We start from the raw sequence: 18,104 nt of genomic DNA, 5'->3' as shown, positions 1-18,104 counted from the left end.
TGGGGGTCCCTTCAAAGCAAAGCTGGGAAAACAGCGGGTGCCCCGCGCGCACAACGGCGCGCGGGGCACCCTCTATCAAGGTTGTACTGCGGCTACCGGTTAGACCGGGTTGCCGCCGTTCTCAACGATCAGCGCGTTGGCGTCACGGATGAGCGTGGCCTTCACGACGACGTTGGTCACGTTCTTCGGGTCGTTGACCGCCTCGATGAAGCGCGTGAGCTTCTTGACGATCTTCTTCTGGTCCCGCTCGCGGCCCTTGTCCTCAGAGACCATGACCTTGTTGATGTCGTCCTGGAGCTTCGCGGCCGCGGTCGCGGTCAGCTGACCGGCGTCCTTGAAGCGCGAGATCAGGGCCGAGATGTCCTCGGTCGAGGTGGTCGTCTTGAACTTGACGGACTGCGAGTAGGTGCCACCCGAGTTGGTGGTGACGGTCACGGTGAGCGTGTGCTCGCCGAGGCCGAGACGGTAGAGCTGCTGGACCGAGCCGGAGGCGATCTCCTGGCCGTCGAGGGTGCCGACGACCGTCTTGATGCCGGTGCCCGCCACCTCCCAGGCCACGGTGACGTCGGTGCTGTCACCGTACGAGGCGCCCTCGGACACGCCCGAGATCAGGATCGTGGGCTCCGTGGGAGTCTCCTCGATCTTGATCGTGGCGGCCTTGGTCTCCTCGACGTTGCCCGCCTTGTCGGTGGCGCGGTACTGCAGGGTGTGGTCGCCGACACCGGTGACGTTGACCGCCGCGGTGTAGGTCGTCCACGCGCCGCCGTCCAGGGCGTACTCGATCTTGTCGACACCCGAGGTGGCGTCGGTCGCCGCGAGAGCCACCGGAACCGAACCCTGGCCGACCGCGAGGAAGTCCGCGGTGGTGACGGGAGCGGTCACGTCGAGCTTCAGCGCGAGCGACTTGGCGGTCTCGGTGTTGGCGGCCTTGTCCACCGACCGGTAGTTCACGGTGTGGTTGCCGTCGCCGGCGACCGAGAACGCGGTGGTGTACGTGGTCCAGGCGCCGCCGTCGATCTGGTACTCGGTCTTGTCAACGCCGCTGCCACCCGAGTTGTCGGTGGCGGCGAGGTTGACCAGAACCGCGGAGGTGTACCAACCGGCGGCGTTGGGAGCCGTCGGGGTGGTCGTGGCGGTGGTGGTGGGAGCGGTGGTGTCGGCGACACCGGCCTTGGTCAGCTTGAAGTAGTCGAACTTGACCGTCTTCGCAGCCTGCTGGTTGGTGCCGATGGTGTAGACACCGACCTTCGGCGTGCCGACAGCGGTGTTGCTGACGGTCGCCGACATGTTGGTCCACGTGGTGCCGTTGGTCGAGTACGCACCCTGGAAGACCGTGCCGGTCTTGATCAGGCGCAGCCAGACCACACCGGTGCCCGGGTTGGCGTTGGGCTGCGGGTTCTGAACGGTGCCGCCGACCTCGCTACGCAGCTCGACGCCACGCACCACGGTCGCGCCAGGCGCGTTGGTGGTGAGCAGGTCGAACTTCACGTAGTTGTCGTCGTCGGTGTACACCATCAGGCCGCCCTGCTGGTACTGCTCGCTCAGCGTCGAGGCGTCGACCTTCGTCTCCAGGGTCCAGTCGCCCGAGGGCGCGGTCTGGAGGATGAAGTTCTTCGGACCGGAGTTGCCGGTGCCGTAGATGTCGCCGGTGGTGGTGGTGAGCTCCAGGTTGCCGCCGGTCACCTTGGCGGTGGCGGCGTCGGGCCGGACGATGGCGTTCCAGCGGCACGCGTCGATCGTGGTGCCGTTGAAGTCGTCGTTCGGGTCGATGTTGCCGGCGGTGTCGTCCGGCGTGATGCTGAACCAGTCGAACTTGGCGTCCACGACCGTGCGCTGGCCGGTGTTCGCGAAGGACGCGAGGCCGATGCGCGGGTTGGTGATGCCGGCCAGCTGCTTGGTCTCCGACATCGCCGTGAAGGTGGTGCCGTCGGCCGAGTAGGAGGCGTTCAGGTTGCTGCCGTTGCTGGAGAACCGGACGTAGAACGTGTCAGGGAAGGCGTCTCCGAGGTTGGCGGTGTTGCTCGCGGTGACCTCGTTGGGAACGCCCGCCTCTTCGCGGATGAACTGGAAGATACGCTGCGCGTGGTCAGGCGTGGCGTTGGCGGCGCGACCCTGGATGACCATCTTGGCGTAGTTGTCGTCGTCGCCGTACACGACCAGACCGGCCTGCTGGTACTGCTGGTCGGCGCGCATGGTGACCTTGGCGGTCGCGGTCCAGGCACCCGAGGGGAGGGGCTGGAGCACGAGGTTGTTCACCGGCGTGTCGTTGTTGGTGCCGTAGATATCGGTCAGCGAGGTCGGGATGACCAGCGAGCCGTCCACGACCTTGAGGTCCTGGTTCTCACGGAGAACCGACCAGCGGTCGCGGTTGAGGTCGCTGCCGAGGAAGTCGTCCGAGCGGCCCGAGAAGCAGGTGACGTTCGGCGACTCGACCTTGACGGTGACCGAGGCGGAGTTCGACGAGCCCTTGGCGTCGGTCACCGTGACGGTGGCGACGTAGGTGCCCGGCGCGTTGTAGGTGTAGCTCGCGTTCGCGGTGGTGGGCTGCGGAGCGCCGGTGACGCCGAAGTTCCACTTGTACGTGAGCGGGGTGTTGCCGTCGGGGTCGGTCGCGGTGGAGGTGAAGGCCACCTGGAGCGGCGCGGTGCCGGTCAGCGGGGTGCCGGTCGCGGTGACCGTCGGACGCTGGTTGTCGGTGACGCCCTTGCCGACGAAGTCGACCCAGTTGAAGTTGAGCAGGTAGTCGCCGTTACCGGCGGAGGCCGGCTTGCGGACGATGAAGTACAGCGGAGCGGTGGTCGTCGGGACGTTCGTCAGCGGGACCGAGACGTCCTTGAAGGTCTGCCAGCCACCCGTGGGGGTGATGTCGACCGAACCGACCAGCGTGCCCGTGTTGGGGTTGCCGGCCTTGATCTGCACCGTGCCGCCGGGGCCGGCGGACGAGACGCGCAGGCTCACCGAGTCGATGCCCGACAGGTTCACCGGGTTGTAGGCCCAGAAGTCACCGTCGTTGGTGAAACCGATGTTCTGGTTGCCGCCCAGCGGGTCGGTGGTGGTCTCGGTCGCGACACCGGGGGTGTCGGTGCCGGTGCCACCCTCAACCCGGCCGGTCTCGGTGAAGTGCTCGGCCTGCTTGCGCTTCGGCTGGAGGATGATCTCCGAACGGCCGGTCAGCGAACCGGCGCCACCCTGGCCGCCCTTGTCGGCGTAGGTCGCCTCGAGGATGTAGTACAGGTTGTCGTCGATGCCGTGGCCGCTGTCGGACAGCGTCTGGATGGTGCCCTCACAACCGGCCTTCTGGTCGAGCGGGTGACCGTGGCTGTCGTGGCCCAGGTAGGCCTGCAGCTGCACCTTGGTGCAGTCGATCGTGCCGTCCTCGGCGTCGGCGACCGTGATGGTGTACTTCACCTGGTCGCCGAACTCGAAGAAACCACCCTGCGGGGGCACGGTGATGTTCACGACCGGGCGGGTGTTGCCGACCACGATCGGGACGTTGGCGTGCGCGGCGATGCCCTCGGCGTTCTTCACCGTCAGGACGGCGCTGTAGTTGCCGGCCGTGGTGTAGGTGTACGAGGGGTTGGCGGCGGTCGAGTCGACCGTGCCGTCGTCGTTGAAGTCCCACTCGATGGTGATCGGGTTGCCGTCGGGGTCGCGCGAGCCCTCGCTGGAGAAGTTGACGGTCAGCGGAGCCGGGCCGTCGGTCTTGTCAGCGGTGATCTTGGCGATCGGCGGGCGGGAGCCCTTGACGTACTCGATGCGGTAGATGCCCGAGTCGGCGTTGTCGCCGCCGAAGCCCGAGCCCCACTCGACCAGGTACATGGCGCCGTCGTAACCGAACTTGATGTCCATGGGCCGGATGAAGCCCATGTCGCGCAGGATCCGGTTGATCTTGATCTGCTGGGTGCCGGCCTCGTTCAGCTGGAACGAGAACAGCGTGTTGTTGTTCCACTCACCGAAGATGGCCTTGCCATCCCAGTAAGCCGGCCACTTCACCGGCGAGGCGAGCGCCTCGTCGTAGCGGTAGACCGGACCGGCCATCGGCGCGCCGCCGTTGAGCTCGGGGAAGTTGTTCTGGTCGACCGCGCTGGTGTACCAGATGCTCGCGGCCTTGGCGGCCGGGAGCGTGGTCAGACCGGTGTTGTTCGGGCTGTTGTTGACCGGCGCGGCGCAGTTGAACGCCGAGCCCGAAGTCGAGGTCTGGAAGTTGTAGTCGATGTACGGCGTGTTGTTGCCCACGCAGTACGGCCAGCCGTAGTTGCCGGGGGTCGACAGCGCGTTCCACTCGACCGTGCCGCGCGGGCCACGGGTGGCGCTCGCGGAGCCGGCGTCGGGTCCGTAGTCGGCGACCATGACGTTGCCGGTCTTCGAGTCGATGCCGATGCGGAACGGGTTGCGGAAGCCCATGCCGTAGATCTCGGGCTTGGTCTGCGCGGTGCCCACCGGGAACAGGTTGCCCGCGGGGATGGTGTAGGTGCCATCGGGCTGCGGGGTGATGCGCAGCACCTTGCCGCTCAGGTCGTTGGTGTTGCCCGAGGAGCGCTGGGCGTCCCAGGCGGACCGGCCGCTGCCCTCGTCGATCGGCGTGTAGCCGTTGGAGGCGAAGGGGTTGGTGTTGTCACCGGTGCCCAGCCACAGGTCGCCCGTCTTGTGGTCCATGAGCATGCCGCCGCCGTGGTGGCAGCACTCGGCCCGCTGGACCGGGACGTTGAGGATGACCTTCTCGGAGGCGAAGTCGATCGCGTCGCCCACGATGGTGAAGCGGCTCAGCCGGTCGACGTTGCCGCCGTTGGCCGGCGAGTAGAACAGGTACATCCAGTTGGTGGTCTCGAAGTCCTTGTCGAGCACCATGCCGAGCAGACCCGACTCGTTCGCCGTGAAGACGTTCATCTTGCCGGCGGTGACGGTGCCACCAGAGGGCTTGATGATCTTGACGTCGCCCAGGCGGTCGATGTAGAAGACCCGCCCGTCCTTGGCGATGTCGGTCATCATCGGGTTCGACGTGTTGGTGTCGAGCGCGACCTTCTCGTAGCTCCCGGTCAGGGAGGCGGTGCAGTCGGCCTTCTCGACGCCGGCGGCGGTACGGATACCACCGAGCAGCATCTTGGTGAAGTTGGCCTCGACGTAGCTTTCCTTGGTGTGGCCGAGGCCGGTGTACCAGGAACGGCCGCCGTCGTAGTCCTGACACCAGGAGATCGGGTGGTCGATGCCCTGGGTGGAGCCGGTGTAGGACTTCTGGTTCATCGACTGCAGGACGTGCACGCTGTTACGCGGGTTCGCCTGGAAGTCGTACCACTCGTCGGTCCGGGTCCACGAGGTGGCCAGGTGCTTGGTCGACGGGTGCGCCTGGTCCTCGGTGACGACCGTCGCCTGCTGGATCGCGGGGTGCGACTTGAAGTACGCGCCCACGAGCTGGCGGTACCAGTCCCAGCTGTATCCACCGTCGGAGGCGGCGTGGATGCCCACGAAGCCGCCGCCGGCCTTGATGTAACGCTCGAAGGCGGCCTTCTGGTCCGCCGTGCTCACCGGGTCGCCGGTGGTCGAGTTGAAGATGACGGCCTGGTACTGCGCGAGGTTGGCGTCAGTGAACTGAGCGCTGTCCTCGGTCACGTCGACCGCGAAGTTGTTCTCGGTGCCCAGCTTCTGGATGGCCGTGATCGCGTCCGGGATCGCGTCATGCCGGAAGCCGGTCGTCTTCGAGAAGACGAGGACCTTGAACTCGGGGTCGGCGGCCGCGCTGGCCGGAGCAGCGGAGAAGGCCAGGACGGGCATGGGCAGCATGAGCGCTGCCGACGCGACCGCCACGGTCCGGCGCAGGGAGATTTTTCTCTTGAATGGCAGGATCTCGGAGAGCCTGGCCCACGTTCGAGAACGTGGTGACATGGGGAATCCCTTTCCTGACTGGGGATGTCAGGCAAGCGAGCGCCGCCTCGCTGGTGCCACTTGTGTTACATGGGGGGTGTTGCGGTGATGCGGTACTGCACGGGCTGGAGGGTGCCACCTCCAGGCTTGTGGGGACCGGCGCCGTCAGTGAGGCGCCAGCCGGGGGACCGGATCAGGGATCATCGTCGGATGGTCGATGAGCCGATTGACGACCACGCTCGCGGCGCCACGCGCGGCGGCGCCGAAGCCGAGGTCGGAGGCGACGAACCGGCACTGGCTGGCTGATCGTGCGACGACCAGCCGTTCCAGTTCGGTCTGTGCGGGCGGCAGCAGCCATTCGGCGAGCGTGGCGAAGTAACCGCCGACGACGATGACGCGCGGGTTGAACAGGTTGGCGAGGATCGAGCCGCCGAGCCCGAGCCATTTGCCCACCTGGGCGACCGCCTCAGCCATCCGGCTGTCACCCGCGGTCAGTCCTCTGGCGATCTCTATCGCCCGCTCCTCCGGATCGGAGGCCGGGAGCGAGGTCTCAGGGTGTGCTGCTTTCATGAGGGCGGCGAGTCCCACCTTGGTCTCCAGGCAACCGTGCCTCCCGCAACCACAGCGGGAGCCGCCCGGATCGACCGGCAGGTGGCCGATCTCGCCGGAGAAGCCGTCCGCGCCGCGGAGCAGCTTCCCGTCCAGAACGATGCCGCCGCCCACGCCTACCTCGCCCGTCAGGTAAACAAGGTGGGAGGTGCCTGCGGCGACACCGGAAGTGTGTTCGGCCAGTGCGGCGAGGTTCGCGTCGTTGTCGACGGTGACGGGAACGCGCCAAGGTCCGAGGGCCGCCGAGAGCCGTGCGGCCAGGGGAAGATCGTGCCAGCCCAGGTTCGGGGCGAGGGTGACGACGCCGTTCGCGACGTCGACCAGGCCGGGGACCGCCACGCTCAGTCCGGCGGGGGTGGCCCCCGCCGTCTTCATCGCCTCGACGGCCTCCAGAGCCACGCGGCCGAGCTGACGCAGGGAGAGATCGGGACCGCCGGCCATGGCGTCGAAGGCGATCCGCCGTTCGACGAGGACCTGGCCGCTGAGGTCGGACCCGTGCGCGGAGATGTAATCGACATTTATCTCCAAACCCAGCGCGCCGACGTGGGCGCCGTGCAACGTCACCGGCCGCCGGGGGCGGCCGATCGCGCCGGCGTGCTCGGTGCCGGTCTCCCGGACGAGCCGCCGGTCGAGGAGTTCGGCCACCAGGTTGGAGACCGTGGCCCGGTGCAGACCGGTGGCCTCCGCGATGTCGGCCCGGGATTGCGCCGGGTGATCACGCAGGTGACGTAAGACGAGCGAAAGGTTGGTCTGCCGGAGCATCGGTGCGCTGCTCGGCAGGGCGGTGCCGGCCGCGCGGGCGCTGCGGTGTGGATGCGTCACGCGGTCACCGCCTTTCATTTGTCTCGGCAATCAATTAATGAGGTTTGTAACACGCACGTGTCTGGAGCGCACCGTGTGAACGGATAACGAGTTGACATCGACGAAAAGTCGCAGGTCACAGGCTTGTGCTCCGCGTAACTGGACCGTTACAAAATGAGGCGTGCATCGGCGGGTCGAGCGCAACCCTTTAGTTTGGCTACCCGTGCAAACCAATCCGCCTGAGCTTCTCTGCGGCCGGTGAGCCTGCTGTGGCGGTGTAGACGAGCAGCGACTGGCTCTGGTCGGGATCGACCAGCGTCTGGCAGTCGAGTTCCAGCGGCCCCGCCGTGACGTGCACGAACCGTTTCCGCGCGCACACCGGGCCGGGCACCGGGTGCGCACGCCAGAGCGCGGCGAATTCGGCACTGCGGCCGAGCAGCGCCCGCACGATCTCGCCCGCGCGGGACGACTCGCCGTCGCGCGTGTGGATCCGGAGGAGATCCGCGGCCAGTTCCCGGCCCACCGTAGCGTGATCGTCGGCCGGATGAATCTTTCGTACGGCCGGATCGTCGAACCAGCGGTAGTGGAGGCTGGCCGACAGGCCCTCGTACACCAGGCCGTCGCCGAGGAGCTCACGGGCCAGCGGGGTCTGGCGGAGCGTCTCGCCCAGGTCGGTGACGACCAGCGCGGCGGCGTCGGGCGGGAGGTTGCCGAAGATCCGCGCCATCCCCGGATTGACGTCCCTGACGGTCTTCACCCGCGGCTTGACCGCGTATCCGCCGAGCCGGAACAGGTGGTCGCGCTCCTGGTCGGTGAGGCGCAGGGCACGGGCGAGGGCGGCGAGCAGCTGCTCCGACGGCTGCGGGCCGCGCTGCTGCTCGATCCGGCTGTAGTAGTCGGTCGACATGGCCGACAGGGCCGCGACCTCCTCACGGCGCAGCCCGCCCGTCCGGCGCCGCGAGCCACGTGGGAGGCCCACGTCCTCGGGCTGGAGCGCCGCGCGCCGGGTGCGCAGGAAGTCGGCGAGTCTGGCCCGTTGCATGTTCTGGTCAACAAGCCCCGGACCTGCGCTGATTCCGCTCAGGCACGGACACTTCGTCCCTGGATGCGGGCCGCCGCGCCCGGCAGGTTCGACGCATGACAACCATCCCCGTGTTCAACCCCGCCACCGGCGACGTGGTCGCCGAGGTGCCCGCCGGCACCGCCGCCGACGTCGACAGGGCGGTGGCCGCCGCCCGCGCCGCCCTCCCCGCCTGGGCCGCGACCGATCCCCTCGAAAGGGCGGCGGTCGTGGGCCGCGTCGGCGCGGGCATCGCCGCCCGCGCGGACGAACTCGCCGCCCTCATCACCGCCGAGATGGGCGCCCCGATCAGCCTGGCGCGCACGGCGCAGATCCAGTTCCCGGTGGCCGTCGCCCAGTCGTTCGCCGCCCTCGCGGCGGACTTCGCCTGGACCGAGACCATCGGCACCTCGCTGATCGTCCGGGAGCCGATCGGCGTCGTCGGCGCGATCACCCCGTGGAACTTCCCCCTCCAGCAGATCGTCTCCAAGCTCGCTCCCGCGCTGGTCGCGGGCGACACGGTGGTCTGGAAGCCGTCGGAGATCGCGCCGCTCACCGCGCGGGTGCTCGCCGAGATCACCGCCGAGGCCGGCCTCCCGGCCGGCGTCTTCACCGTCGTGTACGGCACCGGCGACGTCGTCGGCGAAGCGATCTCCGCCCACCCCGGCATCGACATGATCTCCTTCACCGGCTCGACCCGGGCCGGCCGCCGCATCGGCGCGGTCGCCGCCGAGACGGTCAAGCGGGTCGCCCTGGAACTGGGCGGCAAGGGCGCCAACGTGATCCTCGACGGCGCCGACCTCGACGCGGCCGTCGCCCACGGCGTGGCCATGTCGTTCACCAACGGCGGCCAGGTCTGCGGCTCGTGGCCCCGCCTGCTGGTGCCCGCCCACCTCCAGGAGGAGGTCGTCGCGCGGGCGGTGGCGATCGCCGGGACGTACACCGTCGGCGACCCGCTGCTGGAGACGACGATGATCGGCCCGATGGCGTCGGAGCAGCACCGCGACAAGGTGCACGGCTACATCGAGCGCGGCGTCGCCGACGGCGCCCGCCTGGTCTTCGGCGGCCCCGGACGCCCCGTCGGCACCGGCGCCTACGTGAACCCCACGATCTTCGCCGACGTCGACCCGGGCTCGGCCATCGCGCAGGAGGAGATCTTCGGCCCGGTGCTGACGATCATCCCCTACCGCGACGCCGACGAGGCCGTCGCCATCGCCAACGGCACCAGCTACGGCCTGACCAGCGGCGTCTTCGGCCCCGACGACGAGGCCCGCGCGGTCGCCCGGCGGATCAGGGCCGGCCAGGTCGACGTGAACGGCGGCCACTGGAACTCGCTGGCCCCCTTCGGCGGCTACCGCCAGTCGGGCAACGGCCGCGAGTTCGGCCGCTTCGGCCTGGAGGAGTTCCTGGAGGTCAAGTCGATCCAGCTCTGAGAGACGACGCCGCCGGCGCCCATGCGCGCATGGAGGCCGGCGGCGATCGATCCCTACCGTGGGGTCAGACGGTCCGGCAGGTCACCGTGGGCGCGGTGGCCGAGTTGCCGGAGGCGAGGAAGCCGAACGTGGTCGACGCGCCCGCGCCCAGCGAACTGTTGTAGGACATGGGCCGGGCCGTGACGCTCGACCCGCTGCTCGTCACCGTGGCGCTCCACGCCTGGGTGACCGACTGGCCGCTCGGCCACGTCCAGGTCGCCTGCCAGCCGGTGATGGGCGCGGAGCCGGCCGTGATCGTCACGTCGGCCTGGAAGCCGCCGCCCCACGTCGAGGCCACCTTGTACGCCGCCGAGCAGCCCTGGCCCGGGTTCGGGGTGGGCGTGGGCGTCGGGGTGGGCGTCGGCGTCGGCGTGGGGGTGGGGGTCGGGGTCGGCGTGGGGGTCGGCGACGGGGTCGAGGAGCCGCCGGTGAAGTTCACGTCGCTGCAGAAGTAGTACGACTGGTCCATGTGGCTGGCCTGCCAGACCGTGAACAGGATGTGCCGGCCCGAACGGCCCGCGGCGTTGACGTCGACGGGGGTGGTCGCGCCGGTCGGCACCCGGCCCACCTGGCCGACCAGTTCGAGGTCGCTCCACTTCAGGGGCGTCGTCAGCGCGTTGAAGCCCTGCTTGGTGGCGTACACCCGGATGTAGTCGGCGCCGTGGATGGCCTGGTCGTACATGTTCAGCGTGAAGCGGGTGGGCTTGTCGACGGTCTTCCACGCGCCGAGGGTGTCCATGGCGTTGTAACGGCCGTTGAAGGTCCGGCCGCCGCTGCACAGCTGGCCGTCGGGCACGGCGCCCTGGTGGTTGCCGGCCACCTGCTCGCGGTAGAGGCCGTTCCAGTTCCACATGGCCTGGACGTCGTACTGCCAGGCCTGCCAGCACATCGGGTCCTGCTGGGCCATCGCCGGGTTCTGGAAGTCGCCGCCCCAGCGCTGCCAGCAGCCGTAGTTGCGGCTCGGCGGGTCGGTGACGGAGCCGTGCGCGTTCGCGGTCACGACGAGGGCGGATGAGAGCAGCGCCAAGGCGCCCAATACCGCGAATAAGGTCCGGGAGAGCGTGTGCACGGAGCTCCTCCTAGGAGAGGTGTGGGGGAGCGCCCAACGTCTCCTAACTCGTTGTCAGGGACAACGGTGATGTCCACCCGCGAATGCGCGACCTGTGAGTTCACGACGAACGTGCTGAACGGTTCAGCCGTTCCCAGCACGTCGCCATTGATGCCGACGCCCGAGCAGGCGGCGGCCCTGGGCACCACCATGCACATTGCCAACCGGGCCGCTCACCACGTGTCGAGGGTCGCCTTCAATCGGAACACACGTCGCCACTACGACCTGAGAAAACTCACTTACGGCACCGTTAGGGAGGAGTTCGGTCTCGCGGCGCAGGCCGCTCAGCACGTGATCAAGAAAGTCGTCGACGCCTACGCCACCCTGAACGGCGACATCCGGGCGGGAAACCTGGGTCCGAAAGGCTCACCCCGCCGGGTCAGAGCCGAATCCAAACCGATCACCTTCCGTCTCGACGTTGAAGATGCTCAGCGAGCACCGCAAGGGCGAGTCCGACCTGATCCACCGCGACGGCATGTGGTTTCTGCACGCCACCTGCGACCTGCCCGACGTCGAGGTCGTCAACCCTGTCGCGTTCGTCGGCGTCGACCTCGGCATCGCCAACATAGCGACCACCTCCGACGGCGTCCTCTACGTCGGTAAGACCCTCAGGGCTGTCCGTCACCGTCATCGCGAACTACGCCGCCGCTTGCAGACCAAGAAGACCAAGTCCGCGAAGCGACTCCTGAAACGCCGCTCCCGCAAAGAGAGCCGCTTCGCCACCGACACCAACCATGTCATCAGCAATCGCATCGTGACCGAGGCGAAACGCACCGGGCGCGGTATCTCTCTCGAAGACCTGAGCGGGATCCGCGAACGGGTACGGCTCCGAAAGCCCCAGCGGGTCACCTTGCACTCCTGGAACTTTCATCAACTGGGAAGTTTCATCGCCTACAAAGCGGCCCGCCTGGGCGTCCCTCTGGTGCATGTCGATCCGGCGTGTACCAGCCGGGAATGCTCGACCTGCGGGCACGTGGACATCAAGAACCGGCCGGATCAGGCCACCTTCTCCTGCACGTCCTGCGGCTTCGCTGAGCATGCGGACGTCAATGCCGCCCGCGACATCGCCTCACGCGGTGCCATGGGTTGGGCAGTGAGTCACGCTGCCTGACGCGGCCCGAATCGTCGACGCCATCGACGGTCCGGAGCTGCAAGCTCGGTCGTCCCGATCGTTCAGTTGACAGACCCTGGTCACACTTTGACCGGTTCGCTAACGTGCCCCAGGTGACTGTCCAGCAGGAAGCTCCCGCCCGTCAGGACGACAACGAACCCCGCCACTGGCTCTCGGTGCGGCCCCGCCTCGTGGTGGCCAGTGGGTTGATGCTCTTCCTGGAGTTGTCGCTCATCCGGTGGACCGGATCCAACGTCGTCCATCTGAGTTATTTCACCAACTTCGTCCTGCTGGGGTCGTTCCTCGGCATCGGGCTCGGGTTCCTGCGGGTGGGGCGCACCAAGCGGCAGCCCTACTACTCGCCGGTCCTGCTGGCCGTGCTGGTGCTGGTCATCAGCTTCTTCCCGGTGCACGTCAACCGGGAGGCGTCCGGGATCCTCTACTTCACCAGCCTGGAGACGAGCGGGCCGCCGGCCTGGCTGATCCTGCCGATCATCTTCGTGGTGGTCGCGCTGGTGCTGATGGGGCCGGCCGAGCTGGTCGGTCAGTGTTTCCCGAAGCTCGACCGGCTTGAGGCCTACCGGTGGGACCTCGTCGGGTCGTTGTGCGGGATCGGGCTGTTCACGCTGCTGTCGTTCCTGAGCGCGCCGCCGCTGGTGTGGGGGCTCGTGGTCGCGATCGGCTACTTCGTGGTGATGCGGCCGCGGCGGGTGCTCGGCGGGGTGCTGCTGGCGGTTCCGTCGTTGCTGGTCATCGGGGCGCTGGCATTCGAGACGTTCTCGGCCGGGGCCCTCTGGTCGCCCTACTACAAGGTCACCACCGAGGCGTTCCAGAACCAGGGGGTGCCCGTCCTGGACATCCAGGTGAACGGCATCCCCCACCAGCAGGCGATCCCGGCGGCCAAGCGGCTGGAGTGGGAGCAGCAGTACGGCATGCCCTACCAGCGTTCGGTCGCGGCCGGGAGCCAGCGGCTCGACGACGTGCTGATCGTCGGCGCGGGCAGCGGCACCGACGTGGCGATCTCGTTGCTGAAGGGCGCCAAGAGCGTCGACGCCGTCGAGATCGACCCGAAGCTGCGGGAGATCGGCGGCCGGTCCCACCCCGACAAGCCCTACAGCGACCCCCGGGTGACCACGCACATCAACGACGGCCGGGCGTTCCTGGAGCGGACCGACAAGAAGTACGACCTGATCCTGTTCGCGCTGCCCGACTCGCTGACCCTGGTGTCGGGCGCGAGCTCGCTGCGGCTGGAGAGCTACCTGTTCACCGAGCAGGCGATGCAGGCGGCGAAGGAGCACCTGAAGCCGGGCGGCGCCTTCTCGATGTACAACTACTACCGCGAGACCTGGCTGATCGACCGGCTCGCGTCGACCGCGCAGGCGGCGTTCGGGCACAAGCCGTGCGTCGACTTCACCGGCTGGGGCGGCCAGGCCGTCATCACCGCCGGGCTCACCCCCGCCGACCAGGCGTGCGCCGGCGAGTGGGGCGGAGCCGCGGCGGGCACGCCCGCGCCGACCAGCGACGACCGGCCGTTCCTCTACCTGAGCACCGGCTCGATCCCGTCGCTCTACATCTTCGCGCTGGGGCTGATCCTGCTGGTCAGCGTCTTCGCGGTGCGGATGGTCGCGGGGCCGTTCCGGCAGATGCGGCCCTACGCCGACCTGTTCCTGCTGGGCGTCGGCTTCATGCTGCTGGAGACCAAGAGCATCACCGGCTTCGCGCTGCTCTTCGGCACCACCTGGGTGGTGAACGCGATCGTCTTCGCGGGCGTCCTGGTCGCGGTGCTCGCCGCGGTCGAGGTGACGCGCCGGTTCCGCACCCCGTCCCTTCCGGTCATGTACGGCGTGATCGCCGTCGGCCTGGTCGTGGGGTGGCTCGTGCCGAACTCGTGGTTGTTGTCGTTGCCGCTGGCGCTGCGCATCCCGGTGGCGGTGGCCATCGCGTTCCTGCCGATCTTCGCGGCCAACGTGGTGTTCGCGAAGCGGTTCACCGAGACCGACGACTCGACGACCGCCTTCGGCGCCAACCTGCTGGGCGCGATGGTCGGCGGGTGCCTGGAGTACGCCGCCCTGGTGCTCGGCTACAACTCGCTGCTGATCGTGGCGGGCCTGCTCTACCTGGGGGCGTTCGTGCTGCTGCCGCGCACGGCCCGCGCGCTCACATGATCGATTTCTATCGCGAGAACGGATACGCGCTGGTCAAGGGGTTGCTCACCCCCGATGAGGCGGCGGCCTACCGCCGGGAGACCCATGAGCTGATCTCCCGGCTGCGGGCCGTCGACCCCACGTGGGCGGTGGCCCGCAGGCTGACCGAGCGGCACACCGAGCTGCGGCACTGCCACGACGCGCAGTTCCACGCCGGCGCGTTCTCGCGGCTGATCGTCGACCCCCGGTTCACCGACGTCGCCGCCGAGGTCGTGGGCTCGCCCAACGTCCAGCTGCACCATACGAAGATCTTCATCAAGCCGGCCGAGCGCGGTTCGCCGTTCCCGATGCACCAGGACGCGGCGCACTTCCCGCACACCCGCCACACGATGGCCGCCGCCATCTTCCACTTCGACGACGCCCCCGAGGAGAAGGGCTGTGTACGGGTGGTTCCCGGCAGCCACCTCGGCGGCCCGCTCCCCCACGTCGAGGAGGGGGGCTGGCACCTGCCGCTCGACGAGTGGCCGCTGTCGTCGGCCGTGCCCGTCGAGGCGGAAGCCGGTGACGTGCTGTTCCTCAGCTACCTGCTGGTGCACGGGTCGGGGGTGAACACCTCCGGCGACGACCGCACCACGTTCCTGGTGCAGTTCCGCGACCCGGAGGACGAACCGGCCGACGACGTGCACCGGTCACGGGGCCAGGGCATGATGCTGCGCGGCTTCGCGCCGCACGTATAGCCGGATCGCGAGGCCGCTGCCGCCCATTCGCCGGGCGGCTCCGGCGACGGCGAGCGCGGCCAGGCCGGTGGCGAGCACCACGGCAGCCGGATCAGCACCTCCGTGCCCGGAAGCAGCGGCACGACGTGCACGATCAGGCAGTAGAGGCCGTGGACGGCGTCCACGTTCGAGCGAGCGGTCGGCGAGGGCGAAGGTGGTCGCCTCGTCCTGCCACATCGAGCCCCGGTCGAGGCCCCAGACCCCCATGGCGACGCCACGACGCGCGTCATGATGCGCGCAACTGCCCCGGGTGGAGCTTGCAATCCGCGTACAGCGGACGGAAAGCAGAGTGATAGTGGCTTAGGTCACTCTTTAGGTGTCCAAAGTAGGAAGAGCGGGCGCAAATCCGCAGATTCGTTCGTTTGATGATCCAGGAGCCCACCTGAGAGGTCGAGATGATGTGTCAGCATCAGCCCCAATGTCCGTCCCCCGACGCCTCCGACCGCGTTTCCGCCCACGTCGTGGCGGCCCACCCGGAACAGGGCTGGAGCCTGCTGTGCAACGGCGTCGTGTTGTTCGAGGACCTCGGCCTGCTGCTCCCCGACGGCAGCGCCGCGCGCTGACCCTCGTTACGCTCCATGCCTCCCGGGCAGGGTTGAGGCATGACGAACGGGGATCTCTACGCGTACGCCGACCTGCTCGACGGGGATGAACAGCAGGTCATCGAGCGGGTACGCGAGTTCATGGCCGATCGGGTCGCGCCGATCGCCGACGACCAGTGGACCAGGGCCGAGTTCCCACACCAGCTCGTGCCCGAGTTCGCCAAGCTCGACGTCGCGGGCCTCGCCTTCCGGGGCGCACGCAGCCTGCTGACCGGTTTCGTGGTTCTGGAGATGAACCGGGTCGACCCCTCGTGGGGCACCTTCTTCGGGGTGCACGCGGGCCTGGCCATGGGCAGCGTCGCCCGGCTGGGCTCCGAGGAGCAGCGCGAGCGCTGGTTGCCGCGGATGGCCGCGATGGAGAAGATCGGCGCCTTCGCGCTCACCGAACCGACCGGCGGATCCGACGTCGCCGCCGGACTCCGCACCACCGCCCGCCGTGAGGGCGGCACGTGGGTGCTCAACGGGGCCAAACGCTGGATCGGCAACGCGACGTTCGCCGACTACGTGGTCGTCTGGGCCAAGGACGAGGGCGACGGACAGGTCAAGGGGTTCGTGGTCGACCGGGGCTCCCCCGGCTTCACCGCCACGAAGATCGAGAACAAGATCGCGCTGCGGACCGTCCAGAACGCCGACATCACGCTGGAGAACGTGCTCGTGCCGGAGGAGAACCGGCTGGCCGGGGCCTCCTCGTTCAAGGACACCGCGACGATCCTGCGGCAGACGCGGGGCGGCGTCGCCTGGCAGGCCGTCGGGTGCATGATCGGCGCCTACGAGCGGGCGCTGGCGTACTCGAAGGAACGTGAGCAGTTCGGGCGGCCCATCGCGTCGTTCCAGCTCGTGCAGGATCTGCTGGTGCGCATGCTCGGCAACGTGACCAGCTCTCTCGGCATGGTGGTACGCCTGGCGCAACTCCAGGACGACGGCGTCTACCGCGACGAGCACTCGGCGCTTGCCAAGGCGTTCTGCACGGCCCGCATGCGCGAGGCGGTCGGCTGGGGGCGGGAGATCATGGCCGGGAACGGGATCGTGCTCGACTACGGCATGGGCCGGTTCGTCGCCGACTCCGAGGCCATCTACAGCTACGAGGGCACCCGGGAGATCAACACCCTCATCGTCGGACGGGCCATCACGGGCGAGGGCGCCTTCGTCTAGGCCGCCCAGAGACGCCGCACGCTCCCGGTCACCGGGCCGGGGGCGGGGGCGGGCGGGCCGGTTCGTACATAGACGGGTCTGCCGGGGAACGCGGTCGCGCCCGACCTGATGACGTAGTCGACCTCGGTGGTGAGCAGCGACGGCCATCGCATCAGGCCGAGGGTGGTGCGGATCTGGAGGTCGGCGAAGGACGCGCCCAGGCAGCGGCGCTGGCCCACGCCGTAGGGCAGGAACGCGTAGGGGCCGACCTTCGCGCCGGTCCAGCGGTCCGGGCGGTAGACGTGCGGGTCGGGGTAGGACGCCGGGTCGTGGTGCTCCAGCAGCGGCGCGGCGAACGCGAGCGCGCCCTTCGGGATCACGGTGGGGCCGACCCTGATGTCGCGGGCGACCCGGCGCGGGAGGCTGAACGGCACGGTCGGCAGCAGCCGCTGCGACTCGCGGACGGCCGCGTCGAGGCCGGCCTCGGTGTCCGGACGGGGGCCCGGGGTGCCGAGGACGGTCAGCAGCGCCCAGGTCATCGACATGGCGGTGGTCTCGAACCCGGCCGCGAACAGGCCGTGCAGCTCGCCGGCGATCTCCGGGGTGCTGAGCCGGTCGCCGTGTTCGTCGACGGTGTGGCAGAGGATCGACAGGGCGTCGCTTCGCGGGTCGTCGGCGCGTTTGCGCTCGATGAGCAGTTCCAGCCGCTCGTAGACCGAGGCGAGGTCGCGTAACCAGCGGCCGTGCGGCGTCCAGGCGGCCTCGCTGCGGAACAGCAGGACCAGCGGGTTCTGGAAGGCCCGGAGCAGGCGGGCGACGTCGTCGGCGAGCCGGACGTTGGCGTCGTCGACGTCGATGCCGAGCAGGCAGACCAGCATGTTGGCGCGGGTGACGTCGAGGAACTCGGCCACCATGTCGAACGGCTCGCCGTCCGGCCGCGCGAAGCGGGAACGTTTGAACGTCTCGGCGAAGACCGTTCCGTAGTGGTCCATCGCGCTCTTGTGGGTGATCGGCATCAGCAGGCGGCGGGCCCGGCGGTGCCGTTCGCCGTTGAAGGTGATGACCGCGTCGAACATCTTCGACCAGGGGCGGCCCTCCGGCAGGGCGAAGATGCCGTCGGCGAGCCGCTCGAACACCTCGTTCTCGGTGAAGTAGACGCGTGCGCCTTCTTCCCCGCGCAGCAGCACGGCCGACCCGTTCCCGCCGGTCAGCGGGATGACGGGGCCGGGGTGGGCGGCCAGGTGGTCGAGGGTGTACCAGGCGTTGTGCCGGAGGAACCGGAGGTTGTTGACGATCGGGATCCCACGTGGCCCGGCCGCGTCGATGCGCAGCGAGGTGTCGAACATCTTAGCCATGCCGCACACTTCCATCCGCTCACGCGGAGCGTATGCGCGCACCGAGGCCCGATCAAGAAAACTTCGTGTGAACGGG

General features: G+C 68.7%; 11 protein-coding genes. 6 read left to right on the top strand and 5 right to left on the bottom strand.

The window, feature by feature from the left end; all coding sequences use genetic code 11:
* Positions 1-99 precede the first annotated feature (99 nt).
* The 3 genes from AW274_RS38720 to AW274_RS32925 all read right to left on the bottom strand — a co-directional run bounded on the left by AW274_RS38720 (position 100) and on the right by AW274_RS32925 (position 8,311).
* Positions 100-5,778, bottom strand: a complete 5,679-nt coding sequence (locus tag AW274_RS38720) for a ThuA domain-containing protein (RefSeq protein WP_063813813.1) — start codon at positions 5,776-5,778, stop codon at positions 100-102.
* Positions 5,779-6,024: 246 nt separating this feature from the next.
* Positions 6,025-7,290 (bottom strand): ROK family transcriptional regulator, encoded by a 1,266-nt coding sequence (locus AW274_RS32930; protein WP_232320593.1) that lies wholly within the window; start codon positions 7,288-7,290, stop codon positions 6,025-6,027.
* A gap of 196 nt (positions 7,291-7,486) precedes the next feature.
* Positions 7,487-8,311 carry a helix-turn-helix transcriptional regulator gene (locus AW274_RS32925; RefSeq protein WP_062440876.1) on the bottom strand — a complete coding sequence of 275 codons (825 nt, stop codon included), beginning with the start codon at positions 8,309-8,311 and terminating at the stop codon, positions 7,487-7,489.
* A 95-nt stretch (positions 8,312-8,406) separates the two neighbouring features.
* Between AW274_RS32925 and AW274_RS32920 the strand changes: the two genes are divergently transcribed.
* Positions 8,407-9,762 carry an aldehyde dehydrogenase family protein gene (locus AW274_RS32920; RefSeq protein WP_062440873.1) on the top strand — a complete coding sequence of 452 codons (1,356 nt, stop codon included), beginning with the start codon at positions 8,407-8,409 and terminating at the stop codon, positions 9,760-9,762.
* A gap of 64 nt (positions 9,763-9,826) precedes the next feature.
* Here the strand turns inward: AW274_RS32920 and AW274_RS43070 are convergent, their stop codons facing one another.
* Positions 9,827-10,828, bottom strand: coding sequence for a lytic polysaccharide monooxygenase auxiliary activity family 9 protein (locus AW274_RS43070; protein WP_369408686.1), 1,002 nt, complete (start codon positions 10,826-10,828; stop codon positions 9,827-9,829).
* Between the two features lie 505 nt (positions 10,829-11,333).
* Between AW274_RS43070 and AW274_RS32910 the strand changes: the two genes are divergently transcribed.
* The 5 genes from AW274_RS32910 to AW274_RS32895 all read left to right on the top strand — a co-directional run bounded on the left by AW274_RS32910 (position 11,334) and on the right by AW274_RS32895 (position 16,694).
* The gene (locus AW274_RS32910) at positions 11,334-12,020 is read left to right on the top strand and encodes an RNA-guided endonuclease InsQ/TnpB family protein (protein ID WP_369408687.1); all 687 of its coding nucleotides are present in this window, start codon (positions 11,334-11,336) and stop codon (positions 12,018-12,020) included.
* Positions 12,021-12,133: 113 nt separating this feature from the next.
* Positions 12,134-14,185 carry a spermine/spermidine synthase domain-containing protein gene (locus tag AW274_RS32905; RefSeq protein WP_062441479.1) on the top strand — a complete coding sequence of 684 codons (2,052 nt, stop codon included), beginning with the start codon at positions 12,134-12,136 and terminating at the stop codon, positions 14,183-14,185.
* Positions 14,182-14,901 (top strand): phytanoyl-CoA dioxygenase family protein, encoded by a 720-nt coding sequence (locus AW274_RS32900; protein WP_062440867.1) that lies wholly within the window; start codon positions 14,182-14,184, stop codon positions 14,899-14,901. Before AW274_RS32905 ends, AW274_RS32900 begins: the two co-directional genes overlap by 4 nt.
* 437 nt (positions 14,902-15,338) lie before the next feature.
* Positions 15,339-15,503, top strand: a complete 165-nt coding sequence (locus AW274_RS41585) for a DUF5999 family protein (RefSeq protein ID WP_169806334.1) — start codon at positions 15,339-15,341, stop codon at positions 15,501-15,503.
* Positions 15,504-15,542: 39 nt separating this feature from the next.
* The gene (locus AW274_RS32895) at positions 15,543-16,694 is read left to right on the top strand and encodes an acyl-CoA dehydrogenase family protein (protein WP_062440864.1); all 1,152 of its coding nucleotides are present in this window, start codon (positions 15,543-15,545) and stop codon (positions 16,692-16,694) included.
* Here AW274_RS32895 and AW274_RS32890 read toward each other — a convergent pair.
* On the bottom strand, positions 16,691-18,028 hold the full coding sequence (locus AW274_RS32890; protein WP_198169526.1) for a cytochrome P450: 1,338 nt from the start codon (positions 18,026-18,028) through the stop codon (positions 16,691-16,693). The two genes, AW274_RS32895 and AW274_RS32890, sit on opposite strands and share 4 nt — an antisense overlap.
* Positions 18,029-18,104 lie beyond the last annotated feature (76 nt).

It is taken from the genome of Herbidospora daliensis (assembly GCF_001570585.1).
Classification (GTDB): domain Bacteria; phylum Actinomycetota; class Actinomycetes; order Streptosporangiales; family Streptosporangiaceae; genus Herbidospora; species Herbidospora daliensis.
This window is presented reverse-complemented; position numbering and strand designations above follow the sequence as displayed.

Coding starts and splice junctions, on each gene's coding strand:
- AW274_RS32925 (WP_062440876.1), bottom strand. CDS start 8,311: ATGCAACGGGCCAGACTCGCCGACTTCCTGCGCACCCGGCGCGCGGCG.
- AW274_RS32900 (WP_062440867.1), top strand. CDS start 14,182: ATGATCGATTTCTATCGCGAGAACGGATACGCGCTGGTCAAGGGGTTG.
- AW274_RS32890 (WP_198169526.1), bottom strand. CDS start 18,028: ATGGCTAAGATGTTCGACACCTCGCTGCGCATCGACGCGGCCGGGCCA.
- AW274_RS38720 (WP_063813813.1), bottom strand. CDS start 5,778: ATGCTGCCCATGCCCGTCCTGGCCTTCTCCGCTGCTCCGGCCAGCGCG.
- AW274_RS41585 (WP_169806334.1), top strand. CDS start 15,339: ATGTGTCAGCATCAGCCCCAATGTCCGTCCCCCGACGCCTCCGACCGC.
- AW274_RS32895 (WP_062440864.1), top strand. CDS start 15,543: ATGACGAACGGGGATCTCTACGCGTACGCCGACCTGCTCGACGGGGAT.
- AW274_RS32910 (WP_369408687.1), top strand. CDS start 11,334: ATGCTCAGCGAGCACCGCAAGGGCGAGTCCGACCTGATCCACCGCGAC.
- AW274_RS32920 (WP_062440873.1), top strand. CDS start 8,407: ATGACAACCATCCCCGTGTTCAACCCCGCCACCGGCGACGTGGTCGCC.